The sequence below is a fragment of the Bacteroidota bacterium genome, assembly GCA_016721765.1.
In the GTDB taxonomy this organism is placed as follows: domain Bacteria; phylum Bacteroidota; class Bacteroidia; order UBA4408; family UBA4408; genus UBA4408.
In genome coordinates this window covers 154,738-174,530 of record JADKHO010000001.1, presented here as the reverse complement: position 1 = coordinate 174,530, position 19,793 = coordinate 154,738, and the positions used below count along the sequence as shown (strand labels likewise).

The 19,793-nt window shown below is 38.6% G+C and carries 16 protein-coding genes; 9 read left to right on the top strand and 7 right to left on the bottom strand.

The window, feature by feature from the left end; genetic code table 11:
• Positions 1-3: 3 nt before the first annotated feature.
• Complete coding sequence (locus tag IPP32_00725) at positions 4-1,257, bottom strand: hypothetical protein (GenBank protein ID MBL0046616.1); 1,254 nt, start codon at positions 1,255-1,257, stop codon at positions 4-6.
• Positions 1,258-1,435: 178 nt separating this feature from the next.
• On the opposite strand from IPP32_00725, the gene IPP32_00720 reads away from it, so the two are divergent.
• From IPP32_00720 to IPP32_00705, 4 genes are all read left to right on the top strand, one after another.
• Positions 1,436-1,501 carry a hypothetical protein gene (locus IPP32_00720; GenBank protein ID MBL0046615.1) on the top strand — a complete coding sequence of 22 codons (66 nt, stop codon included), beginning with the start codon at positions 1,436-1,438 and terminating at the stop codon, positions 1,499-1,501.
• Between the two features lie 65 nt (positions 1,502-1,566).
• Positions 1,567-2,178, top strand: a complete 612-nt coding sequence (locus IPP32_00715) for a YihA family ribosome biogenesis GTP-binding protein (protein MBL0046614.1) — start codon at positions 1,567-1,569, stop codon at positions 2,176-2,178.
• The gene (locus IPP32_00710) at positions 2,175-3,068 is read left to right on the top strand and encodes an alpha/beta hydrolase (protein ID MBL0046613.1); all 894 of its coding nucleotides are present in this window, start codon (positions 2,175-2,177) and stop codon (positions 3,066-3,068) included. The genes IPP32_00715 and IPP32_00710 overlap by 4 nt, the downstream gene beginning before the upstream one ends.
• Before the next feature lie 245 nt (positions 3,069-3,313).
• Complete coding sequence (locus IPP32_00705) at positions 3,314-6,733, top strand: T9SS type A sorting domain-containing protein (protein MBL0046612.1); 3,420 nt, start codon at positions 3,314-3,316, stop codon at positions 6,731-6,733.
• A 70-nt stretch (positions 6,734-6,803) separates the two neighbouring features.
• On the opposite strand, the gene IPP32_00700 is transcribed toward IPP32_00705, so the two are convergent.
• Positions 6,804-7,292, bottom strand: a complete 489-nt coding sequence (locus IPP32_00700) for a DinB family protein (GenBank protein MBL0046611.1) — start codon at positions 7,290-7,292, stop codon at positions 6,804-6,806.
• Between the two features lie 73 nt (positions 7,293-7,365).
• Here IPP32_00700 and ruvC point away from each other — a divergent pair, with 73 nt between their 5' ends.
• Positions 7,366-7,926, top strand: coding sequence for a crossover junction endodeoxyribonuclease RuvC (gene ruvC, locus IPP32_00695; GenBank protein MBL0046610.1), 561 nt, complete (start codon positions 7,366-7,368; stop codon positions 7,924-7,926).
• A gap of 2 nt (positions 7,927-7,928) precedes the next feature.
• Here ruvC and IPP32_00690 read toward each other — a convergent pair whose 3' ends face one another.
• On the bottom strand, positions 7,929-9,314 hold the full coding sequence (locus IPP32_00690; protein ID MBL0046609.1) for a hypothetical protein: 1,386 nt from the start codon (positions 9,312-9,314) through the stop codon (positions 7,929-7,931).
• Positions 9,315-9,592: 278 nt separating this feature from the next.
• On the opposite strand from IPP32_00690, the gene IPP32_00685 reads away from it, so the two are divergent.
• Complete coding sequence (locus IPP32_00685) at positions 9,593-10,048, top strand: hypothetical protein (protein MBL0046608.1); 456 nt, start codon at positions 9,593-9,595, stop codon at positions 10,046-10,048.
• A gap of 422 nt (positions 10,049-10,470) precedes the next feature.
• The gene (gene queG, locus IPP32_00680) at positions 10,471-11,403 is read left to right on the top strand and encodes a tRNA epoxyqueuosine(34) reductase QueG (protein MBL0046607.1); all 933 of its coding nucleotides are present in this window, start codon (positions 10,471-10,473) and stop codon (positions 11,401-11,403) included.
• Here queG and IPP32_00675 read toward each other — a convergent pair.
• The 3 genes from IPP32_00675 to IPP32_00665 form a co-directional block, all read right to left on the bottom strand.
• Entirely contained in the window at positions 11,387-11,575 is a 189-nt protein-coding gene (locus IPP32_00675; protein MBL0046606.1) for a hypothetical protein, read from the bottom strand. The genes queG and IPP32_00675 overlap by 17 nt on opposite strands.
• A gap of 202 nt (positions 11,576-11,777) precedes the next feature.
• Entirely contained in the window at positions 11,778-12,350 is a 573-nt protein-coding gene (locus IPP32_00670) for a UbiX family flavin prenyltransferase (GenBank protein ID MBL0046605.1), read from the bottom strand.
• A 1-nt stretch (position 12,351) separates the two neighbouring features.
• The gene (locus IPP32_00665; protein MBL0046604.1) at positions 12,352-12,963 is read right to left on the bottom strand and encodes a PorT family protein; all 612 of its coding nucleotides are present in this window, start codon (positions 12,961-12,963) and stop codon (positions 12,352-12,354) included.
• Positions 12,964-13,168: 205 nt separating this feature from the next.
• Between IPP32_00665 and IPP32_00660 the strand changes: the two genes are divergently transcribed.
• Positions 13,169-16,342 (top strand): fibronectin type III domain-containing protein, encoded by a 3,174-nt coding sequence (locus IPP32_00660; GenBank protein MBL0046603.1) that lies wholly within the window; start codon positions 13,169-13,171, stop codon positions 16,340-16,342.
• A gap of 68 nt (positions 16,343-16,410) precedes the next feature.
• Here IPP32_00660 and IPP32_00655 read toward each other — a convergent pair whose 3' ends face one another.
• Complete coding sequence (locus IPP32_00655; GenBank protein ID MBL0046602.1) at positions 16,411-18,252, bottom strand: DUF349 domain-containing protein; 1,842 nt, start codon at positions 18,250-18,252, stop codon at positions 16,411-16,413.
• A 174-nt stretch (positions 18,253-18,426) separates the two neighbouring features.
• Between IPP32_00655 and gdhA the strand changes: the two genes are divergently transcribed.
• Complete coding sequence (gene gdhA / locus IPP32_00650; GenBank protein ID MBL0046601.1) at positions 18,427-19,773, top strand: NADP-specific glutamate dehydrogenase; 1,347 nt, start codon at positions 18,427-18,429, stop codon at positions 19,771-19,773.
• Positions 19,774-19,793 lie beyond the last annotated feature (20 nt).

The following is a 19,793-nucleotide window of genomic DNA, read 5'->3' as shown; positions in this document are numbered from 1 at the left end:
AAACTATCTGTCAAAAGCATTTGCTTTCACATTCAAGGTGTTTCCGGAACGGATATTAAATGGATAAACCACCGAATAAATTCTAGCAGCGCCACTGTGTAAGGGAAAGAAATTGTTTAAAGAGAGTGAGCCACCATACGCGCCTGCATCTCCGGGGGTTAAATCTAAATCATAAAATGGATTGGCAGGATTTCCGCCGTCAATACTGGCATCTCCACTGGTTAACACACCCGTACTTGAATTAAAACTTACCGATAAATTGGTGGTATTATTTCCTGAAAAGGTAAAATTACCGGCAATTGGTGAGCTGAAATTAAATTCAATATGGTTATAATAAGCATTTGCTTGCCCACTTACTGCCGATGCATAAATACCGTATTTGGTGCCGCTTGCATTTCCATCAACCACATTATTCATCACTTCTGTTATGGATAAACCGGGAAGATTACTTATTAGTATTCCATAATTGGTAAAAGAATAATTTTCAGCCCAAATAGTATTGTTGTAGATGTAGCTGGGAATTGAAGCGTTGGCGCAGGAGTTAATATAAATACCGCAATAACTGTGTGTAATAAAATTATTCTTTATATGTAAAATAGACGCGGTAGAATTGGAATATAATGCTGCAGTTCCTGCATAAACATTTTTGATTTTATTACCAATTATGTAAACAGTATCATTTTGAAATAAAGATGTATTGCTTATGGTTACAACTTCATTTGAACTTGCATTAATATTTGTAATGCTGTTACCAATGATGCTCCCCGACGCAATAGAAACAATTCCATTAAGCATCGAGCAACCTGCAATTGTAGTATTAAACACTTTGGCACTTAATAAAATATTTCCATATGTGAAATAGCTGTCAAATACATTGACTGTAGTGGCTTTGTTAGCACCTGTGGAATTCCCTCCAACAATACCGCCCGAAAGATTTTTCATACCAATAAAGGTAATGGTTCTTCCTGCGGCTGCATCTAACGTATAAGTGCCTTGCACTACAAAAAAAGTATCGTTGTCGTAACTTAAAAACTCGAGGCTTTTAGATACATTAATGTTTTCGATCCATGGAATATTACCTGCTCGGTTACGCACTAAAATGCGGTCGCCATCCACAGCAGCAGTAACGGCTGCATTAATAGAGGAATATGCCGGAGCTGTTCCAAATTCTTCCACAACGAGGTCGGTTGCAAAAAGTGGTTTAGTAAAGAAAAGTGCTGCAACAAGCAGCACGGAGAATAATTTGTTGGTTTTCATTTTGTGGATTTTAAATTTTATGAATGAATAAAAATAGGGTGGCAAAGGTAGAAAATTTGATTTTAGGATTTCAAGGTTTTGCAGAGATATGGCAACACCTTAAAATTGTGTACTTTTAGGGAGTAAATTTAAATTGAAATGATTATCAGGGTTAAGATTTAATTCACTATCAAAAGGCATTTATTTTTTAACTATTTCGGATGGAGAAAATGAAAAAACAAAAAAAGTGGTGATTGCACAATAACACTCTTCCAATTTCGAAAAAATAACTCAACTACTCAATATCTCAACAACTCAACACCTCAAACCTTGGAAATAAAAACTGCAACATTTGTTATCAGCAATACCGATTATAAAAAATCACCCACGCGCAAGCTCCCTGAATATGCTTTTATTGGACGTTCCAATGTTGGTAAATCGTCGCTCATAAATATGTTGTGTGGAAATAAAAGTCTGGCAAAAACTTCCGGGAAACCGGGTAAAACGCAACTCATTAATCATTTTATCATTAACGAAAAGGAAGAACCCTGGTATTTAGTGGATTTACCGGGTTATGGTTACGCCAAAGTGAGCAAGACACTCAAAGAGCGTTGGGGAAAATTTTTGCAGGAGTATATATTAAAACGCGAAAATTTATTGTGCATGTTTGTGCTCATTGATAGCAGATTAGAACCTCAAAAAATTGATTTGGAATTTATGCAATGGCTCGGCGAAAAAGGGGTTCCATTTGTAATGGTATTTACTAAAAAGGACAAACTGCCAATTCGTGCATTTAATAAGAACATGGGCAGCTATAACAAAAAAATGCTTGAGTTATGGGAAGAGCTTCCTAAGCAGTTTTTTTCTTCGTCCATCAATTCAGACGGTAAAGAGGAGATTTTATCCTTTATTGAAGAAACAAATAAATTGATGGTGGAATGAGATGGTTTATTTGTTTTTTGTTTGTAATTCCAATTGTTAGCAATGCACAATCGATTCAGGTTGGAGCAGGCAGCATAAAGCGATTCGAAAACTTTAAATCAGTTTATGTTGATCCACGTAATGTGGATGTGTGGGTTCCTTCGGATTATTCCACGGCGGTGAAATATGATGTAGTGTATATGCAAGATGGCCAAATGCTTTTTGACAGCACAAGCAATTGGAATCATCAGGAATGGCAGGTAGATGAAACGGCAGAAAAATTGATGCAAAGCAAAAAAATTCGGAATGCTATTATTGTGGGAATATGGAACAATGGAGCCTACCGACGAAGCGAGTATTTTCCGCAAAAGTGTATTGAAGCTATGCCTCCTGAACTAAAGGATACTTTGATTGCAAATTATTTGTTAGGAAAAGTTTTAGCGGATAATTATTTATTGTTTCTCACCCGCGAATTGAAGCCATTTATCGACAGTGCTTTTTCAACCAATACAAGTCTTAGTCACACCACTATAGCCGGTTCAAGCATGGGCGGATTAATTTCGCTTTACGCCATTTGCGAGTATCCCCAACTCTTCGGCGCTGCTGCTTGCATGAGCACCAATTGGCTGGGAGTTGTTTATAAAAACGAAAGTATCGCACCTTTTTTTATCGCTTATTTAAAACAAAAATTGCCTGACCCCAACACACACAAAATTTATTTTGATTATGGTTCATTGGGCTTGGATAGCTTATATAAACCGGTTCAACTAAAAGTGGATGAGCTTATGCGGGCACACAAGTACAGTTCAAAAAATTGGATTACTAAAGAGTTCCCGGGCGAAACACATAGTGAAAGGGCTTGGAGTATGCGTTTAGCCATTCCTTTTGAATTTTTGTTGCAGTTGGATTAATTCTCCTTTCAACTTTCGATAGTTCCATGTTATGAACTGCAAATTTAAGCTAAGAATTATGAAAGAATTGTCGGTAATTCTGTAATGGATATTGCTTTTAATACTGTTGTTTTGTATAAGCGCTAAATTATAATTTAATCAACAATTTCAGGTTAAAAAGTCCCTTTGAAAATCGGTGAATGGAGGCTTGTAAATTGATGATTTTTGTAAATTTACACTTACTAATAGTACCAAACAAATAGGAAATGAAGAAGAAAATTACAATAAGTTTTATAGCATCTTTATTACTGATTAGTTCAGTTTTTGCTGTATTACCAACACCACTCATAACTTCACCTGCCGACGGATCGGTTGGAAATCCTGCCAATACAATTATTAATTGGTACAATGTTACCGGCGCAACCAATTATGAGTTTAAAATAAACACCGATCCAACATTGAATGGCGCCACCTTGCAAACGTCTGTATCAAGTCAGTTTTCTACAAACGAACTTTTATACAACACCATTTATTTTTGGCAAGTGCGCGCTTTGAAAACCACCGGAACTCCCGATTCATCAGATTGGACACAAATATTTAGTTTTACAACTGCTGCTACGCTTGCGTTAACAGCACCAAGCGACGGAGCAATTAATCAATTACCAAAATGCTTTTTAAATTGGGCCAACAGTGGAGGTATTACTAATTACCAGGTTCAATGGGATGAAACAGCAAATTTTAATTCTCCTTTCTTGATGGACTCCCTTTTACCGGATTCCGTTTCTGATATTTATATAAACAATTTAAAATTTGGAACTACTTATTTCTGGCGTGCACGAGGAATGCATGCTTTGGATACGATGCAATGGACTAATCCATATTCTTTCACCACACTTGATTCAGTTGTTCTTTCCTCACCGGCAAGTGGAGCTGCATTTCAATCTACAAGTAGTTTATTGAATTGGGATTACATCAGTGGAATTACAAATTATGAAGTGCAAATTGATATGCTACCAACATTTAATTCACCCTCATTTCAAAGCGCAGTGTTGCCGGATTCCATATCTCAATGGACAACTGCAAATTTGGATTTTGGAACCAATTATTATTGGAGGGTGCGTGCTTGGCATGCAACCGATACTACTCAATGGTCGCAAGTGTGGGATTTTTCCACATTGGTTTCGGTAACGCTTACTGCCCCTGCAAACAATGTTACAAACCAGTTTCCGAATGTGCTTTTGAATTGGAACTATGTGTCTGACCCAATCTCTTATGATGTGGAATTCGATACGAGTGCCACGTTTACTTCACCGCTCTATGCATATGCAACAAACGATACAATATCGGAATACAAAACAGCAGAATTATTATTTGGTACAAAATATTTTTGGAGAGCACGTGTACACAATGCAGCAGATACCTCACAATGGTCATCAGCATGGAGTTTTACAACCATTGATACCTTAAATCAAACAAGTCCTTTGAATGGGTCAGTAAACCAAGCTTCGCGCGTTACACTTAATTGGTCAGCTATAAGTGGTACAAGCGGGTATGATATTCGTGTTGATACAGTTGCTGATTATTCATCTGCTTTTGCATTTCAACTGAGTTCACTTTCGTCCAACCAGCAATTAACTAATTTATATTTTGGCACCACTTATTATTGGAGTGCTCGTGCAGTTCATGCAAAGGATACATCTTCATGGACGAGCAATTGGACTTTTACTACTGCGGATGCAGTCGCGCTTTCATCACCTGCCAACCTATCTGTTGATGCAGCTCCAAGAACAAATTTAAACTGGAGTAATTTAAGTGGCTCCAACGAATATATTGTGCAGTACGATACCGCTGCAAATTTTTCATCTCCTTTACTTGTCTCAGCAAGTGCATTGGTGTCGAATTATTTTACATCCAATTTATACTTTAATCAAACTTATTTTTGGCGTGTACGTGCCATCAATTTAGTGGATACAAGTGGCTGGTCTCCTGTGTGGAGTTTTACTACCGTTAATCAAGTACTGCATACTTCGCCCTTGGATAGTGCAATTGGTCAAGCCTTGATTACTGAAATTAATTGGTCAGGTGTTTCAGGAGCAACCGGTTATATTTATCGTTTTGATACCAGTCCTTTATTTAATGTTTTTCCACAATATGGAAATTCAATCGGGACGAATTCAAGAGCCGATATAACCTTGCCATTAAACGGACAAACGTATTATTGGCAAGTGGCGATTGTTGATTCGGTGGATACTTCAGGATGGTCCAATCCATGGAGTTTTACCACATTCTATCAAATTGCGAATGCTCCTCTGCTTGTATCGCCCTTAGATATGGCAAGTGGTATTCAATTAACAGCTGCACCTTTAGTTTGGAATAGTGTTCCTGCTGTATTTGGATATGAATACATGTATTCAACAAACTTCAATTTTGCAAATTCGATTAGTGCAAATACTTTGGATACAACAGGAGCCACAGCCGCGCTTGCAAGCTTTACAACTTATTACTGGAAAGTAAGAGCAGCGAATGCAAGCGGCTATTCGCCATGGTCAGCTACTTTTTCGTTTACTACTTTAAATCCTTTATCCAGTGCTCCTTTATTATTTGCTCCCGAAGATTTAGCAGTGGATGTTCCTCAACCGGTAGCATTTAGTTGGTATCCTGTAAATATTGCTACATCATACATCGGTGAATACGCAAACGATACAGCATTTACCAATGCAGTTATTTTTGCAACTACCGATACATTTGCCATTTCGGGAACGCTTAATCCTTTATCAACATATTATTGGAGAATAAGAGCGAAAGATGGAAATGCTTTATCACCATGGAGCGAAATATGGAGTTTTACAACCGAAAATCCATTAACCGTTGCGCCGCTTCAAAATGCACCCCAAGATCTAGCAATTGGAATTGCAACACCCGCTAATTTTAACTGGTATTCCATTGAATTAGCTTCTTCTTATGAATGCGAATACGATACCGATAGTTTGTTTTCGGCACCTATCACTTTATTGGCAAATGATACAAGTGTTAGTTCTTTACCTCTTACTCCATTTACCAAGTATTTTTGGCGTGTGCGGGGAGTGTTAGGTAATGTATCATCACCTTGGAGTGCAACTTGGCGCTTTACCAGCGATGATGCTACCATTCCTTTCCCAATTTATCCGGCCTATGGCGATACAGGATTGTTGACTCCGGTAACTTTTAGCTGGAACCTAGTTATTGTGGCCAATAGTTACGAATGTGCCTATGACACCGATTCACTCTTTTCGAATCCGATTGTTTTGAATTCCAACAACGATACAGCACAATCACTAAACTTAGCTTCCTACACAAAATATTTCTGGAGAGTTAGAGCTTATGATGGCACACAGTTTTATGCTTGGAGCCCCACTTGGGTTTTTACCACTTCTGTAATGATTGGATTGCCTTCACACGCAAGTGAAACGGCACTCAGCATTTATCCCAACCCTGCCAAAGACAAGTTGTTTGTGCTTGTTCCCAACAAGGCAAATGAAACTATTTTGATACGCTTGTATAACGCTTATGGTGCAGAGGTATGGACAAAAGTATATTCGGGAAGCGTTAATGAAACACTTAGTTTGTCAAGCTATTCAAAAGGGCTTTATACTATGATTGTGGATAATGGAAAATCCCAAACTGTAAAAAAATTGCTAATAGAATAAACGTATTTGTTAAGAACACCAAGGGGAAGCTGTTCCATTCAGTTTCCCCTTTTTTATTGCTTTTCGTCTCCTAATTTCTTAGAAAGGCTATAAAATCAGTGCTTGGAAGTGCAGCAATGCCTGCTTGCCGGAGTAGCGTAACCAATTGCCCACGATGATAGGTGGAATGGTTCATGCAATGCATGATTATTTCGGTATGCGAATTTGTAAACTCTTTTTGCTGCAAATTTTTATAGGTACAGCTTTTTAAAAAGAAAGAATCCGGCGCATTTTTAACGCTTGTTTCAAAATCGCGAGAACAGGCTAAAAAGGCATCTATGGCTACCTCGTTTCCAAATGTTTTACTAGGAAAGGCGGTTAATGAAATGCCATTTATGCGGTTCAGCCATATATACTCCGCATCCCAAATGTGATATACCGTTTTTCGAATGGAAGAAAAACTACTGCTAATTTCTTTTTCCAGTTCAGCTTTATCAACCTTTACTAATACCACTGCGATGCGGCTGTTGGCCCACAAATTATAGCTTACTAATTGTTTCAGATAGTGAGAAGTTTCCATTGTTTTATTTTGATTCAAATATAAGTCAATTTCAAATTTTGAATTTCCTACTTTCGCAACATATAAAAAATAAATGCCGGCACTCGTTAAGGATAAAATTATATTAGGAATCGACCCCGGAACTACCATCATGGGTTATGGATTGGTGCACAGCAATGGAACAAAAATTTCGTTAATTGCTTTGGGCGTATTGCAATTAAGTAAATACGATGACCATCCGCTGCGATTGAAAAAAATATTTGAACGTACGCTTGGATTGATAGAAGAATACAAACCCGATGAAATGGCCGTGGAAGCTCCATTCTTTGGAAAAAATGTGCAATCGATGTTAAAGTTAGGTCGTGCACAAGGTGTGGCTATAGCTGCTGCGATGTATCGCGATGTTCCCATATTTGAATACTCTCCCAAAAAAATTAAGCAAAGCATCACCGGTAACGGAAATGCAGCGAAAGAGCAAGTTGCTGCCATGCTTCAAAATTTGTTAAGCATAAAAGAAATTCCCAAAGATTTAGATGCTACCGATGGATTGGCTGCAGCTGTTTGTCACAGTTATCAAAACACTTCCGGAAGCGGTGAAAAAAAGTATTCCGGTTGGGATGCATTCGTGAAAGATAATTCCAAGCGCGTAAAATAATTTTACTTTAAACTCCCTTGCAGTGAAATGTTTTCATCCCCTTTCTGATAAGGAAGATAGGTGATAATAAACTGAAACATTTCATCCGTAGTGCGCATGCTTCCTTCCCTTTCTGATACAGTTCTTGGAGGGTGAAAGGGATTAAGCGGATTGTTACGGGTATTGTCGAAAGTTCCATAAACATAAATAACAGCACCTTCCGGGATTTTTACCATCTTTTTAAATGTGTAAAAATATTGCCAGCGAAAATCCCATTTGTTGATTTTAATAAGTGGGATGGTATCTCCATTTGTTTGAACAGCAAATGCCCAGAATTTTTTTCCCAGCAGATGCATGTGAGGATTTATGGTGAGGATAGAAATATCCGTTGAAACATAGTAACGCGTTAAAAACGTTTTTACCGAATCGGGCGGAATCACCAAGGGCGGCTCAATGGGAGATACTCCAAGTGTTCCCATTTGTAGTTCAAGTGTGGGGCGTTTAAGTGGACCTTTTCCAAAAAAAATATTGAGCTGCGATTGATCACTGGTATCCACCGCTGATGGTCCATAATGGATGTCTTTAAAGAAAAATGCTCCTTTGCGCGACATTAAAAATCCTCCAATTCCTTCGGGATAAATATTCGGTAGCACACCGGGTAAATAATTGGTAACAGATAACTTTAATATGGGATAAGTGCCGTCATCATTAGCTAATCCCAGCTTATCGTATGCTGATTTTATGGTGGGGAAATCTTTTATGTCTACAATTTTATCTCCATCAAATACGTTTTTCTTTTTGTCGTATTCATAACGTACCATCTCACCGTTCATGTGATGCAACAATTTGTTGTTGCCCGGAATAAATTCAATAGCACGGATAAATGTATCGCGCGGAATTTGATATGGAATCTTCATTAATAAAAAACGGTCTTGCTTATCGCCTTTTATGATTAAGGGTCGCTCCATTTTTAATACCAAATCGGGTTTTCCTAATTGGGAAGCATTTTCAAACACAGGCGCTGGCGGTAATAAACTGGAATCCCCATAAGGGCAGCCGGCTTTTACCCAATCGCCTATTAAATTTATTTCAGCATCGGTTAAAAGTTTTTCATCGCTAAAATGTGTATAGCTTGCATCGGCCGGCCAAGGAGGCATGTAGCGTGTTTTCGTTGAAATGGCAATCATGGGTGCGCGTTTCGCCGCATCTTCATAACACAGTAAAGGAAAGGGACCAACCGAATTTTTTTGATGACATGGTGAACAATTCTTAAATAAGATAGGAGCAATGTCTTTTGTAAAAGTTACTTGATTATTTTGTTTTGAGGATTGCCCACAACTGATGCTAAAAAGCACAACTATTGTAGCAATTGAATAAATGGCAACTTTATAATTCTGCTTAATTTTCACCTTTTAATCGAGTAGCTGTTCCTGAATAAGTTTGGACAAAGATATTTGCTTATTGGAGAAATAGGAGACTTGAAAGAAATTATTTGTAAATCCAGCACTTTTCAAACAACTGACTAAATGCACATCTTAAGGTGTTTAACAGGGTATATTCTGATAAAAGGCTTAATTAATTAGGGAGCGGATTTGTTTTCGTGATGAAAAAAAAATATTTTTAGAGCAGTAGCATTCTCAAATTCTAATTCATGATACACCAACCACACACAGAAAAAAAATTAACAATGAAAAAAATATTCTTGCTTCTTTGCATAATTCAATGGACGAATTGCAACGCGCAATCCCTAAAAAATAATTCCTGGATACTTGGGAAATGGGAGATGAAAATGGGAAATAAATCCATCTTCGAAGAGTGGAAAATGCAAGACGACAGCACATTTGTGGGCAGTTCCTATATGCAGGATGGAAATGGTAAGCAAAGAATTATGGAAACCATGGAGCTAAGAAGCAGGGGTGGAGTTAATTATTATGTTCCAACTGTAAAAGGGCAGAACAACAATAAGGAGGTGGTTTTTAAAATTTCAATAGCCGAAGAAAATAAATTTACAGCCGAGAATTCGGAGCATGATTTCCCTCAGCGCATATACTATGAATTAATATCTCCTAACGAACTAAAAGCACAAATTGAAGGATTGCAAAAAGGGAAGCTACGCAAAGAAGAATGGATTTTTAAGAAGTAATTAGAAAGCTGTAATATCATTTCGTAGAAGAATGTAAGTGCATTTATTCCACGTTAGTATTGTGGTAATTTATTTTAGGTTGAATAAAAATTGCACACCTTTAAAATCAAACTCATTCTAATAAATCAGCACTCTAATCCACCCCCTGCCCCCGCCGGCGGGGGATATAAAAAGCCCCGTAATCTTTCAAATTGACTTTCAATTCGTCTAATCTTAAAAATCATAAGCATCCTAATAAATCAGCACTCCAATCCACCCCCTGCCCCCGCCGGCGGGGATACATAAATCCAGTTAATCCTCATTACAACTCCCGTCCATCTTAAACAAATCCATCAGCTAATCGGCTAATTAGCTAATCAACAAATCAGCTAATCAAGAAATCACATTTCAAAAAACAATCGTTTACCTTTACCAAAACAAATATGTCCTCTACATCTAAAAATACCCAAGTCATTAAAGCCGAAGCCAAGCGCTTAGGCTTTGAGTATTGCGGCATTTCGAAAGCAGGATTTTTAGAAGAGGAAGCACCCCGATTGGAAAAATGGTTGAAGAATAAGCAACATGGAAAAATGCAGTACATGGAAAATTATTTCGATAAGCGCCTCGATCCTAGGTTATTGGTGGATGGTGCTAAGTCGGTGATATCGCTGCTGCTGAATTATTTTTCCGAGCAAAAGCAATGCGATGCAACAGCACCAAAAATTTCGAAGTATGCTTATGGAAAAGATTATCATTTTGTTATAAAGGAAAAATTAAAGGAGTTGCATCACTTTATAGAAACCCACATTGGACAAGTTAATGGTCGTGCATTTGTGGATTCGGCGCCGGTTTTGGATAAAGCATGGGCAAAAAAAAGTGGCTTGGGTTGGATAGGAAAAAATGCCAACCTTATCACCAAAAATAATGGTTCCTTTTTTTTTATTGCGGAATTAATTGTGGATTTAGAACTCGACTACGATGGCCCGATAAAAGATTATTGCGGTTCGTGCACCCGTTGCATCGATGCTTGTCCAACACAGGCCATTACTGAGCCACACGTGGTGGATGGAAGCAAATGCATATCCTATTTTACCATTGAACTAAAAGAAAATATCCCAACTGAAATGGCCGGTAAATTTCAGAATTGGGCATTTGGTTGTGATGTGTGCCAGGATGTGTGCCCTTGGAATCGGTTTTCAAAACCGCATTCAGAACCCCTATTTACTGCGAATTCAGCAATGCTTGAACTCTCGAAAAAAGACTGGGAAGAAATTAGCGAAGATGTATTCACAAAAGTCTTTAAAGACTCTGCGGTTAAACGCACAAAATTTTCGGGCTTAAAAAGAAATCTGGATTTTCTTAAACGAAGCGTCTGAAAACTTCTTTGATAATGGGAGCATACTGATTGCCAAAGGTGGCGAGGCACCAAACTTTAAGCATTAAAGCTTCCTCTTTTTTTAACCATTTAATTCCTTTTAGCAACTCTTTCTTAAATAGTGATTTGTCGAAACTCACTTTTTCTAAGGTGAGTTTAGTTAACTCATACATGCCAGTGGTGATTAAAGTGAATACTAAAATTAAACAGCACAATAATTTTCCTGAAAATCATACTGTTGATTAAGCTCCTTTGATTCAATTTAAAATGAATCAAATTACTCTTTCCATACCTTCTAACGCAAAGGTACAAAATGAGGTTACTAAAAAAAGCAAAAATTTGTTTACAATCTTCAAATTACAGAATTGCAGTCAATTATTTTTCATTTTCCTTCCAGCGAAACGAGTTTATTTGCAATCCGGCTAAATCAAGCGCCCTGTCTACAACGGTTGCAGCCAACTCTTCAAATGTTTTGGGCAAGCTATAAAAAGAAGGGCTTGCCGGGCATATAATACCTCCCGCTTCCGTTATCAGTTTCATGTTGTTGATATGAATCAAACTCAGTGGGGTATCTCTCGTTATTAAAATCAGTTTTCTGCGCTCTTTCAGCATTACATCCGCAGCTCTTGTGGTTAAATCATTGGATATTCCTGCAGCAATGCGTGCTAGTGTGCCCATGCTGCAAGGACAAATAATCATACTGCTAAATCGAGCCGAGCCGGAAGCAAAGGGGGCAAAAAAGTCGGATTTGGAATACATTTTAAAGGGAAATTTTTCATACTCCGTATTTTGCAGTTCATATTTCCAAACGTCTTTTGCATTGTCGCTCATGACTAAGCCCACTGTTTCTATTTGGTTGGTTAACTGCTGTAATTTTTGAAGCAATACTTTAGCATAAATGGAACCACTGGCTCCGGTAATGGCGACGACTATTTTTTGTTTTTCCATCTTACTTAAAATCGTACCGCAGTGCAAAATACATAGCGGTGTTATATTGACCTTTGTTCCATCTATAGGTTTGACCTGATGCGTGTGCCCTTATTGGAAGAACAGAATTAGTGAACCTCCAGTTTACCGAAAAGTGGTTGAAAACTCGGTAGTTTAATCCGGCGCAAGCACTCCACTCCGTTTTATTAAAAGGTCGGCTTTCTATAGTTCCTGTGGGAAATTCCCCATATACATCACTCACTTTGGAGTTAATTAAATAACCCAACGAAGCACCCAATTCATAGGTAAATCGCCGGATTTTATATTTATACAACAATGGAAATTCGGCATAGTTTACTTTTAATTGAAAATAAGCTTTTCCTTTTTCCAAATCTTGTGCTTGCAAACTGCCTTTTTGTGCATACAACAATTCAAATTCAACTGAGCTACTATCGCCTATTTTAATACTAACAAATGGTCCGGCAACAATCCCCGCTTTGTGAAATCCACCCAGTTGGTCGCCCGAAACCTGACTGGTAACCACTCCGGCCATTAGGCCCGATTTAAAGTTTTGTGCCACAACCGGCAAAATACTTATAAGGAGTGAAAAGGTGAGCAGCTTAATGTATTTCATGTATGCATTCAAATCTGCTCAAAGTTAGGAATGCTATGCTTTAGAGAAAGAAAAAATTGCATATTTTTTTCTCATTGAACTGATGTCTGTTCCCGTTCGGGTGAATTAATTTCTATTTAAGCTCAATTTGTAATACTTCTGAAACTTAATTCGAGTATAAATAAATGAGAAATCATCCAATTAACACGAATTAAAACCTCAGGCTATGAAAACACAACTCAACCACTTCGGACTACTCCTGCTAATCGGTTTATTCTTCTCAGCGTATAAATCGCAGGCTCAAAATTATGCATACAAGGGTATGTATGTATACACGTTGGATTCCATTTTAAACGATGCCAGCGGTAAAACAGAAGATGTTTTATTCCGCTATTGTCGCGATAGTTCTATTAATGCGCTCACGTTAAGTGTAGGCGCATATAATTTAAATACCTCTCCTTCATATGTTACCAAGCTTGCAGCATTTATGAAAAAAGGAAAAACGCGTTACGGCATCAAATATTTTACAGCCGTTTTTTCGGATTATGCCACCTTGTTAAATGAAATCCACTTTTATCAAAACAGCCGCACCGATACCCTCGAACGATTTAACTATTACAACTATGAGTTTGAATATTGGAACAACAATTTTTACACGGCCACCGGAAGCTCCGAAACTGCATATTGCACCAAATATTTACAACCCAATAATTGCAGTTGCGATTCTGTGGGAGCTTGGAATTATTTTACAAAATACATTAAGCGTGTGGATTCCTTGGCCCAGGCCGATAATATTAAATCTTCACTTTATATTGGGGTAAAAAGTAAAGACACACTTAAAAATCGCTTTATTGCCAACACCGTTGATTTGATTATGATTGCCTGTTATAAAAATTTGCCGGCCGATTTATATCAAACGCATACCACCGGAAAATTTACTGCCTTTTCAAAAGCAAATCACAAGGTGAATGTGATTCCAATCTTTGCCAGTTTAACCCAAAGTGCCAGTGAGAATTTGAAGCAATGGTTAAAGGGTGCCCCACCCACCGGAAAGCACTCCGAATCCTCGGCAATGCCTGTATTTATGAGTGAGTACAATTTACTACCGGCTAATGTCAAGAATAATTTAAACATCATCGGTTACCAATGGTTCAAGTATGGTGGAATGCCTAAGGATTCCAGTTTTAACGCAATTTCTATCACGCCAAGTGGATTGGTTGCAACACCTTCTTCCACAACAGCCGCCTTAGCATGGACCGCGGTAAATGGAGCAAATCAATACAGCATTTGGTATGCACCGGCAAATACTTACAACTGGACGAAGTTAAGCGCCACAACTGCTTCAACAACCTTGTCGGGATTAAGCGCCGATAACACGTATCAATTTTTAGTATTTGCCAAAACGAGTTCCGGAAATACTGCAAGCTCTCAAGTGGCTTCATTTACCACAACAACTGCTACAGCAACTTGTGTTAAAGCTACCGGATTAAGTGCAAGTAACCTTTCAAGTGAAAGTGCAGATTTAACTTGGGTTGCAGCGCAAGGTGCAGCCGGATATAATTTACGTTACAAAGCGGTAGCTCAAACCACTTGGCTTACTCATTCGGCTACATCAACAACGTTTTCACTATCTGCTTTAAGCCCGGCAACCAATTACGAGTTTCAAGTACAAACTAATTGTGGCGCATCAACAAGCGACTTTACTACATCAGTTACTTTTACAACAGCTACGGCATCATGCGGAATACCAACTACTTTAAGCAGCAGTTCAGTTACCGCAACAACTGCAACCTTGGGCTGGGCGCCGGTTAGCAATGTTGCTGGATATATTGTATCCTATCGATTGGGAAGCGCTGCAAGTTGGATAAGCCAGTCGGTTGCTGCAAATTCGCTTTCAATAAGCGGATTAAACCCTGCTTCAACCTACGAGTTTCAGGTGCAATCAAAATGCAATGCAACTACTTTAAGTTCTTTTTCTACCTTGGCTAGCTTTTCAACTGCAAATCCGGTATGTGGCGTTCCGGCTGGTGTTACAGCTGCTGCAATCACAAGTTCAGGAGCAACAATTAGTTGGTCAGCGATGCAATATGCAACATCCTATTTAATTCAATACAGAGTAAAAGGAACATCCATTTGGACCAGCACTACTAGTACCACAACAAGCGTTGTGCTTACCGGTTTATCTTCCGGATCTGTTTATGAATATGCGGTGCAAAGCTATTGTTCTGCCACCAATTTAAGTGCTTTTTCAGCAACAACAGAATTCACAACACAAGTGAATTGTGCAAGCCCGGGTAGCGTTGGAGTAAGTGCAACTACCTCCAACACAGCAACACTTACATGGGCTGCATCTGCAAACGCATTGAGTTATAAATTGGAATATAAATTGCCTACAGCAAGCACCTGGACTGCTGTAAATTCAACAAGCTCGAGCCAAACATTGAACGCACTCACCGCTGCGACAACCTATCAATATCATCTACAAGCTGTATGTGCAGCTGCAAGCAGTGCCTTTACTGCAACTGCTCAATTTACCACTACGGCGCCTTCACTTACCTGTGATGTTCCTCAAGGGCAAACAGTAACAGCAATATACTCTACCTCGGCAACACTTAATTGGACAGCTGTAAGTGGAGTATCGAGTTATAAAGTGCAATACCGAAAAGTTGGCTCAAGTGTTTGGACCAATAAAACAACTGCCAATACTTACAAAATAATTTCCTCACTTAAATCAGCAACAGCTTATGAATTCAAGGTTCAATCGGTTTGTTCTGCTTCCTTGAGTAGTGCTTATTCTGCCGTATTTGTCTTTAACACAAAAGGAGCAACCACAAAAGCAGTTTCTCAAACCTCCGCCATGCGCACTACACTAGGCATAAGCATTAAGTGGACTAGCACGGAAGAGGAAGACGCTTCTTATTATAGTATTGAAAAATCAACTGACGGTAATGAATTTGAACCATTCAAGACAGTGCTTGTTGAACAAAATACTTTTAGTGGTGCTTCGTATGAAATTGAAGATGTTGATTTTGATGCACAGGACGCAAGTGCTTCCATTTGGTATAAAATTTCACTAATTGATGCAGATGGAAACAGTGCTTACTTACGCACTATAGAAGTAATGCCAAAAACAGAATTTGCAGATGAATTTAAAATTTATCCCAATCCAAACCCCGGCGATCAAATTAACCTGAACGTGAAACTCGAGAAGAAGGAAGAAATTTTAGTGGTATTGATGGATATCTTAGGAAATTTGGTGTACTCTAAAGTTATGATTACAGATGATAATGGTGCCATTGCAACCGCAATAAATCCTACGCAAGAATTGGCAAAAGGTATTTACCAAGTGGTAGGCTATTCTTCTACCAAAACCTTAAGTCAGAAATTAATTGTGAAATAGGGTTAAGTTAAAAAAGAAAAAGTCCGGAGCTAGCTTCGGACTTTTTCTTTTTTAAAAGGTGATAAAACCTAAACGTGAGGAATCATTTTTAATTGCGCTTTGAGCTTTGTTACTTCCTCTTTGCTTCGGTCAATTTTTTGTTGAAACTCTGCTTTCATCGCATCTGCATTCTTTGATTTGCCAAAGAAACCCAAGTTGTTTTCCAATTGATTGATATCTGCTTGAATGCGTTTTATTTTATCCTGCAAATGAAATCGTTCCTTCGAAATTTCGTCTTTACCTTGGGGAGTTTGCTGCAATTGCTCGTATTTCATTTGATAAAAAGTACGGTCTTCTGAACCTTTCTTTTCTTTGATTTTACCCAAATACTCATTCACAGCTGCACGATAAGTAGTTTGTAGCGACTCAAATTGCTTGTAAGGAACTTCGCCAATGGCACTGAATTCTTGTTGTAAATTTTTTACTGCCTCTAAGTTGGCTTTATTATCATCTTGAATTTCGAGTGACTGAAATTTTGCAATCACTTCCATTTTCTTAGTATGATTGTCAATCAAAACCGCATCGCGCTCTGCGAAATTTTTGTTTTTATTTTCGAAATACAAATCGCAAGCCTTTTTAAATCGAAACCAAATTTTGTCAGAAACCTTGCGGGGCACAGCTCCCACCTTTTTCCATTCGGCTTGAATTTTTTTGTACGCTTCGGTGGTGGCAGCCCAGTCTTTATTGTCCACCATGCTTTCAGCTTTTTCGCAAAGCGCAGTTTTTAAAGCCAGGTTTTTATTTTGCTCATCGCGCAAAGCGTTAAAAAACACATCCTTTTGATTGTAAAATTTTTGACGTGTTTGCTTAAAGCGATTCCAGGTTGCATTGTTATCTTCTTTTGGAGTAAAGCCAATTTTTTGCCATTGGTTCCAAATTTCAGTTACCCGTTCGGTCGCTTTTTTCCAATCGTTAAAATTGGTATGGTTTACGGTTAACTCTTCATCGAGCTTGGCGCACAAAGCAGTTTTTGCCTGTAGATTTTCATCCTGTTTTGCCCTTACTTTTACTAAATTTTCCTTTAGCTTGGCGTATACTTTATCGGCAGCTATTTTAAAGCGCTCCCATATTTGCTCATTGGCTTCTTTCCCAACATTTCCGATTTCGCGCCACTGGTTTTGAAGTAATTTTAATTCATCCACCGCTTTTCGGAGCGAATTTTCTTCGGCTAGTTTTTCAGCTTTTTCGCACAATTCAGTTTTGAGCTCCAGGTTTTTTTTCTGGTCGAGTTCGCGCAAGTCTTTGCTGATTTTCATCACGTCAAAAAACTGGCTCACACAAAACTGATAGTTTTGCCATAAATTATTTGCTTCGGCCGGTGTTACTGCACCAACAGAGCGCCATTTGCTTTGTAAAGCTTGAAATTTTTGATAGGCTTTGGAAATATTTTCTTCGCCCATCATCATGTCTTTCAACTCCTGAATGATGAGTTTTTTGGTGGCTGTATTTTCAAGGATTTGCTTTTCCTTTTGCGCCTTTAGCTCACTGCGTTTTTTATTAAACTGACTTGCCAGTGCTTCAAACTTATCGTCTAAAGCATCTTTGCGCATTTCAAAATCTTCGGCTAAGCCACCCTCTTCGATGTAGAGGTTACGTTTCGCGTCGGTTTCGGTTTTCACCAGTTCAAAATAGGCTTCACGCAACAAGCGCACTTTGCCGGAGGCGGATTGTACTTCATCCGATTTCACAATTTCTTCCAGCTTGTGAAAGAGTTGTTCTTTGTTTAAGCCCGAAAAATCAAGTTCGTTGTGGTGTTCTTCCACATGATTTTCATCTTCGTGTAAAATAGGTTCTTCGACAGCAATCTGCTGAGTCGATGTCTCAAAATAAGACTCGCCTGAGGTCATTGTATTTTCTTCGTTTTCTTGCATTGTGCAAAACTATTATTTTAATTTAATCCTTTGGGATTACTAAAGTACAAAATTATTTTATGCAGAATCAATATAAATAAGCCTTCACTCTCCTTTTTCAAAAGCTGATTAAGTTCTTTTGTGCTTAATTGTCAAAAAGTTATATTTACCCAATAACCTTTAAACTAAAAACCTATGAGCAAGTATCAAAAATTAATTGATGAATTTATGCAACGGGTGCGCACTAAAAATCCGGGTGAACCTGAGTATCACCAGGCGGTGCTGGAAGTTGCAGAGTCGGTAATTCCATTTATGGAGGAAAATCCACGCTACAAAAAAGCCAGAATTTTAGAACGAATTGTGGAACCTGAACGTGTACTCATGTTTCGTGTTCCATGGATTGATGACAAGGGAGAACTTTGTGTAAATAGAGGATTTCGCATACAAATGAACAGTGCTATCGGACCTTACAAAGGTGGCTTGCGCTTTCACCCCTCTGTGTATTTAGGTATTCTTAAATTTTTAGCTTTTGAACAAGTATTTAAAAATTCTCTTACTTCCTTGCCAATGGGTGGTGGTAAAGGCGGAAGTGATTTTGATCCCAAAGGGAAATCAGACAATGAAGTGATGCGTTTTTGCCAAAGTTTTATGACCGAGTTATATAAATATATTGGACCGGATACGGATGTCCCTGCCGGGGATATTGGGGTAGGCGGAAGAGAGATTGGGTTTATGTTTGGACAATACAAACGCTTAAGTAATACTTTTTCAGGCGTACTCACCGGTAAAGGAGTTCAATTTGGAGGAAGTTTAATTCGTCCAGAAGCTACCGGATACGGCTGCGTGTACTTTACCGCAGAAATGTTGGCAACAAAAAAGCAAAATTTTAAAGGCAAAAAAGTAGTCATTAGTGGTTCCGGAAATGTGGCGCAATACGCAGCCGAAAAGGTTATTCAGTTGGGCGGAACAGTTCTGACAATGAGCGACAGCGAAGGTTACATTTATGACAAGAGCGGTATTGATGCGAAGAAATTGGCCATCATCATGAAACTCAAAAATGAGCAACGAGGCCGCATTAAGGATTGTGTGAAATTATTTAAATGCGAATTTGTAAAAGGCAAAACCCCTTGGGAAGTGAAGTGCGATGTGGCTTTGCCATGTGCCACTCAAAATGAACTCACCGGAGCCGATGCTAAAAAATTGGTAGCGAACGGTTGTATAGCTGTGGCAGAAGGAGCAAATATGCCTTCTACACCGGATGCAGTAAATATTTTTATAGATAAAAAAATATTGTTTGCTCCAGGAAAGGCTTCCAATGCCGGCGGAGTAGCAGTGAGCGGTTTAGAAATGAGCCAAAACTCTTTGCGTTTATCCTGGACGCGCGAAGAAGTGGATAAGCGACTGCATGACATCATGAAAAATATTCATGCAAGCTGCATTAAACACGGTACAGAAAAAGGCTACACCAATTATGTAAAAGGTGCCAACATTGGCGGATTTGTGAAAGTGGCTGATGCGATGATTGCGCAAGGGCATGTGTAAAAAAAAGCAACAGACTGGTC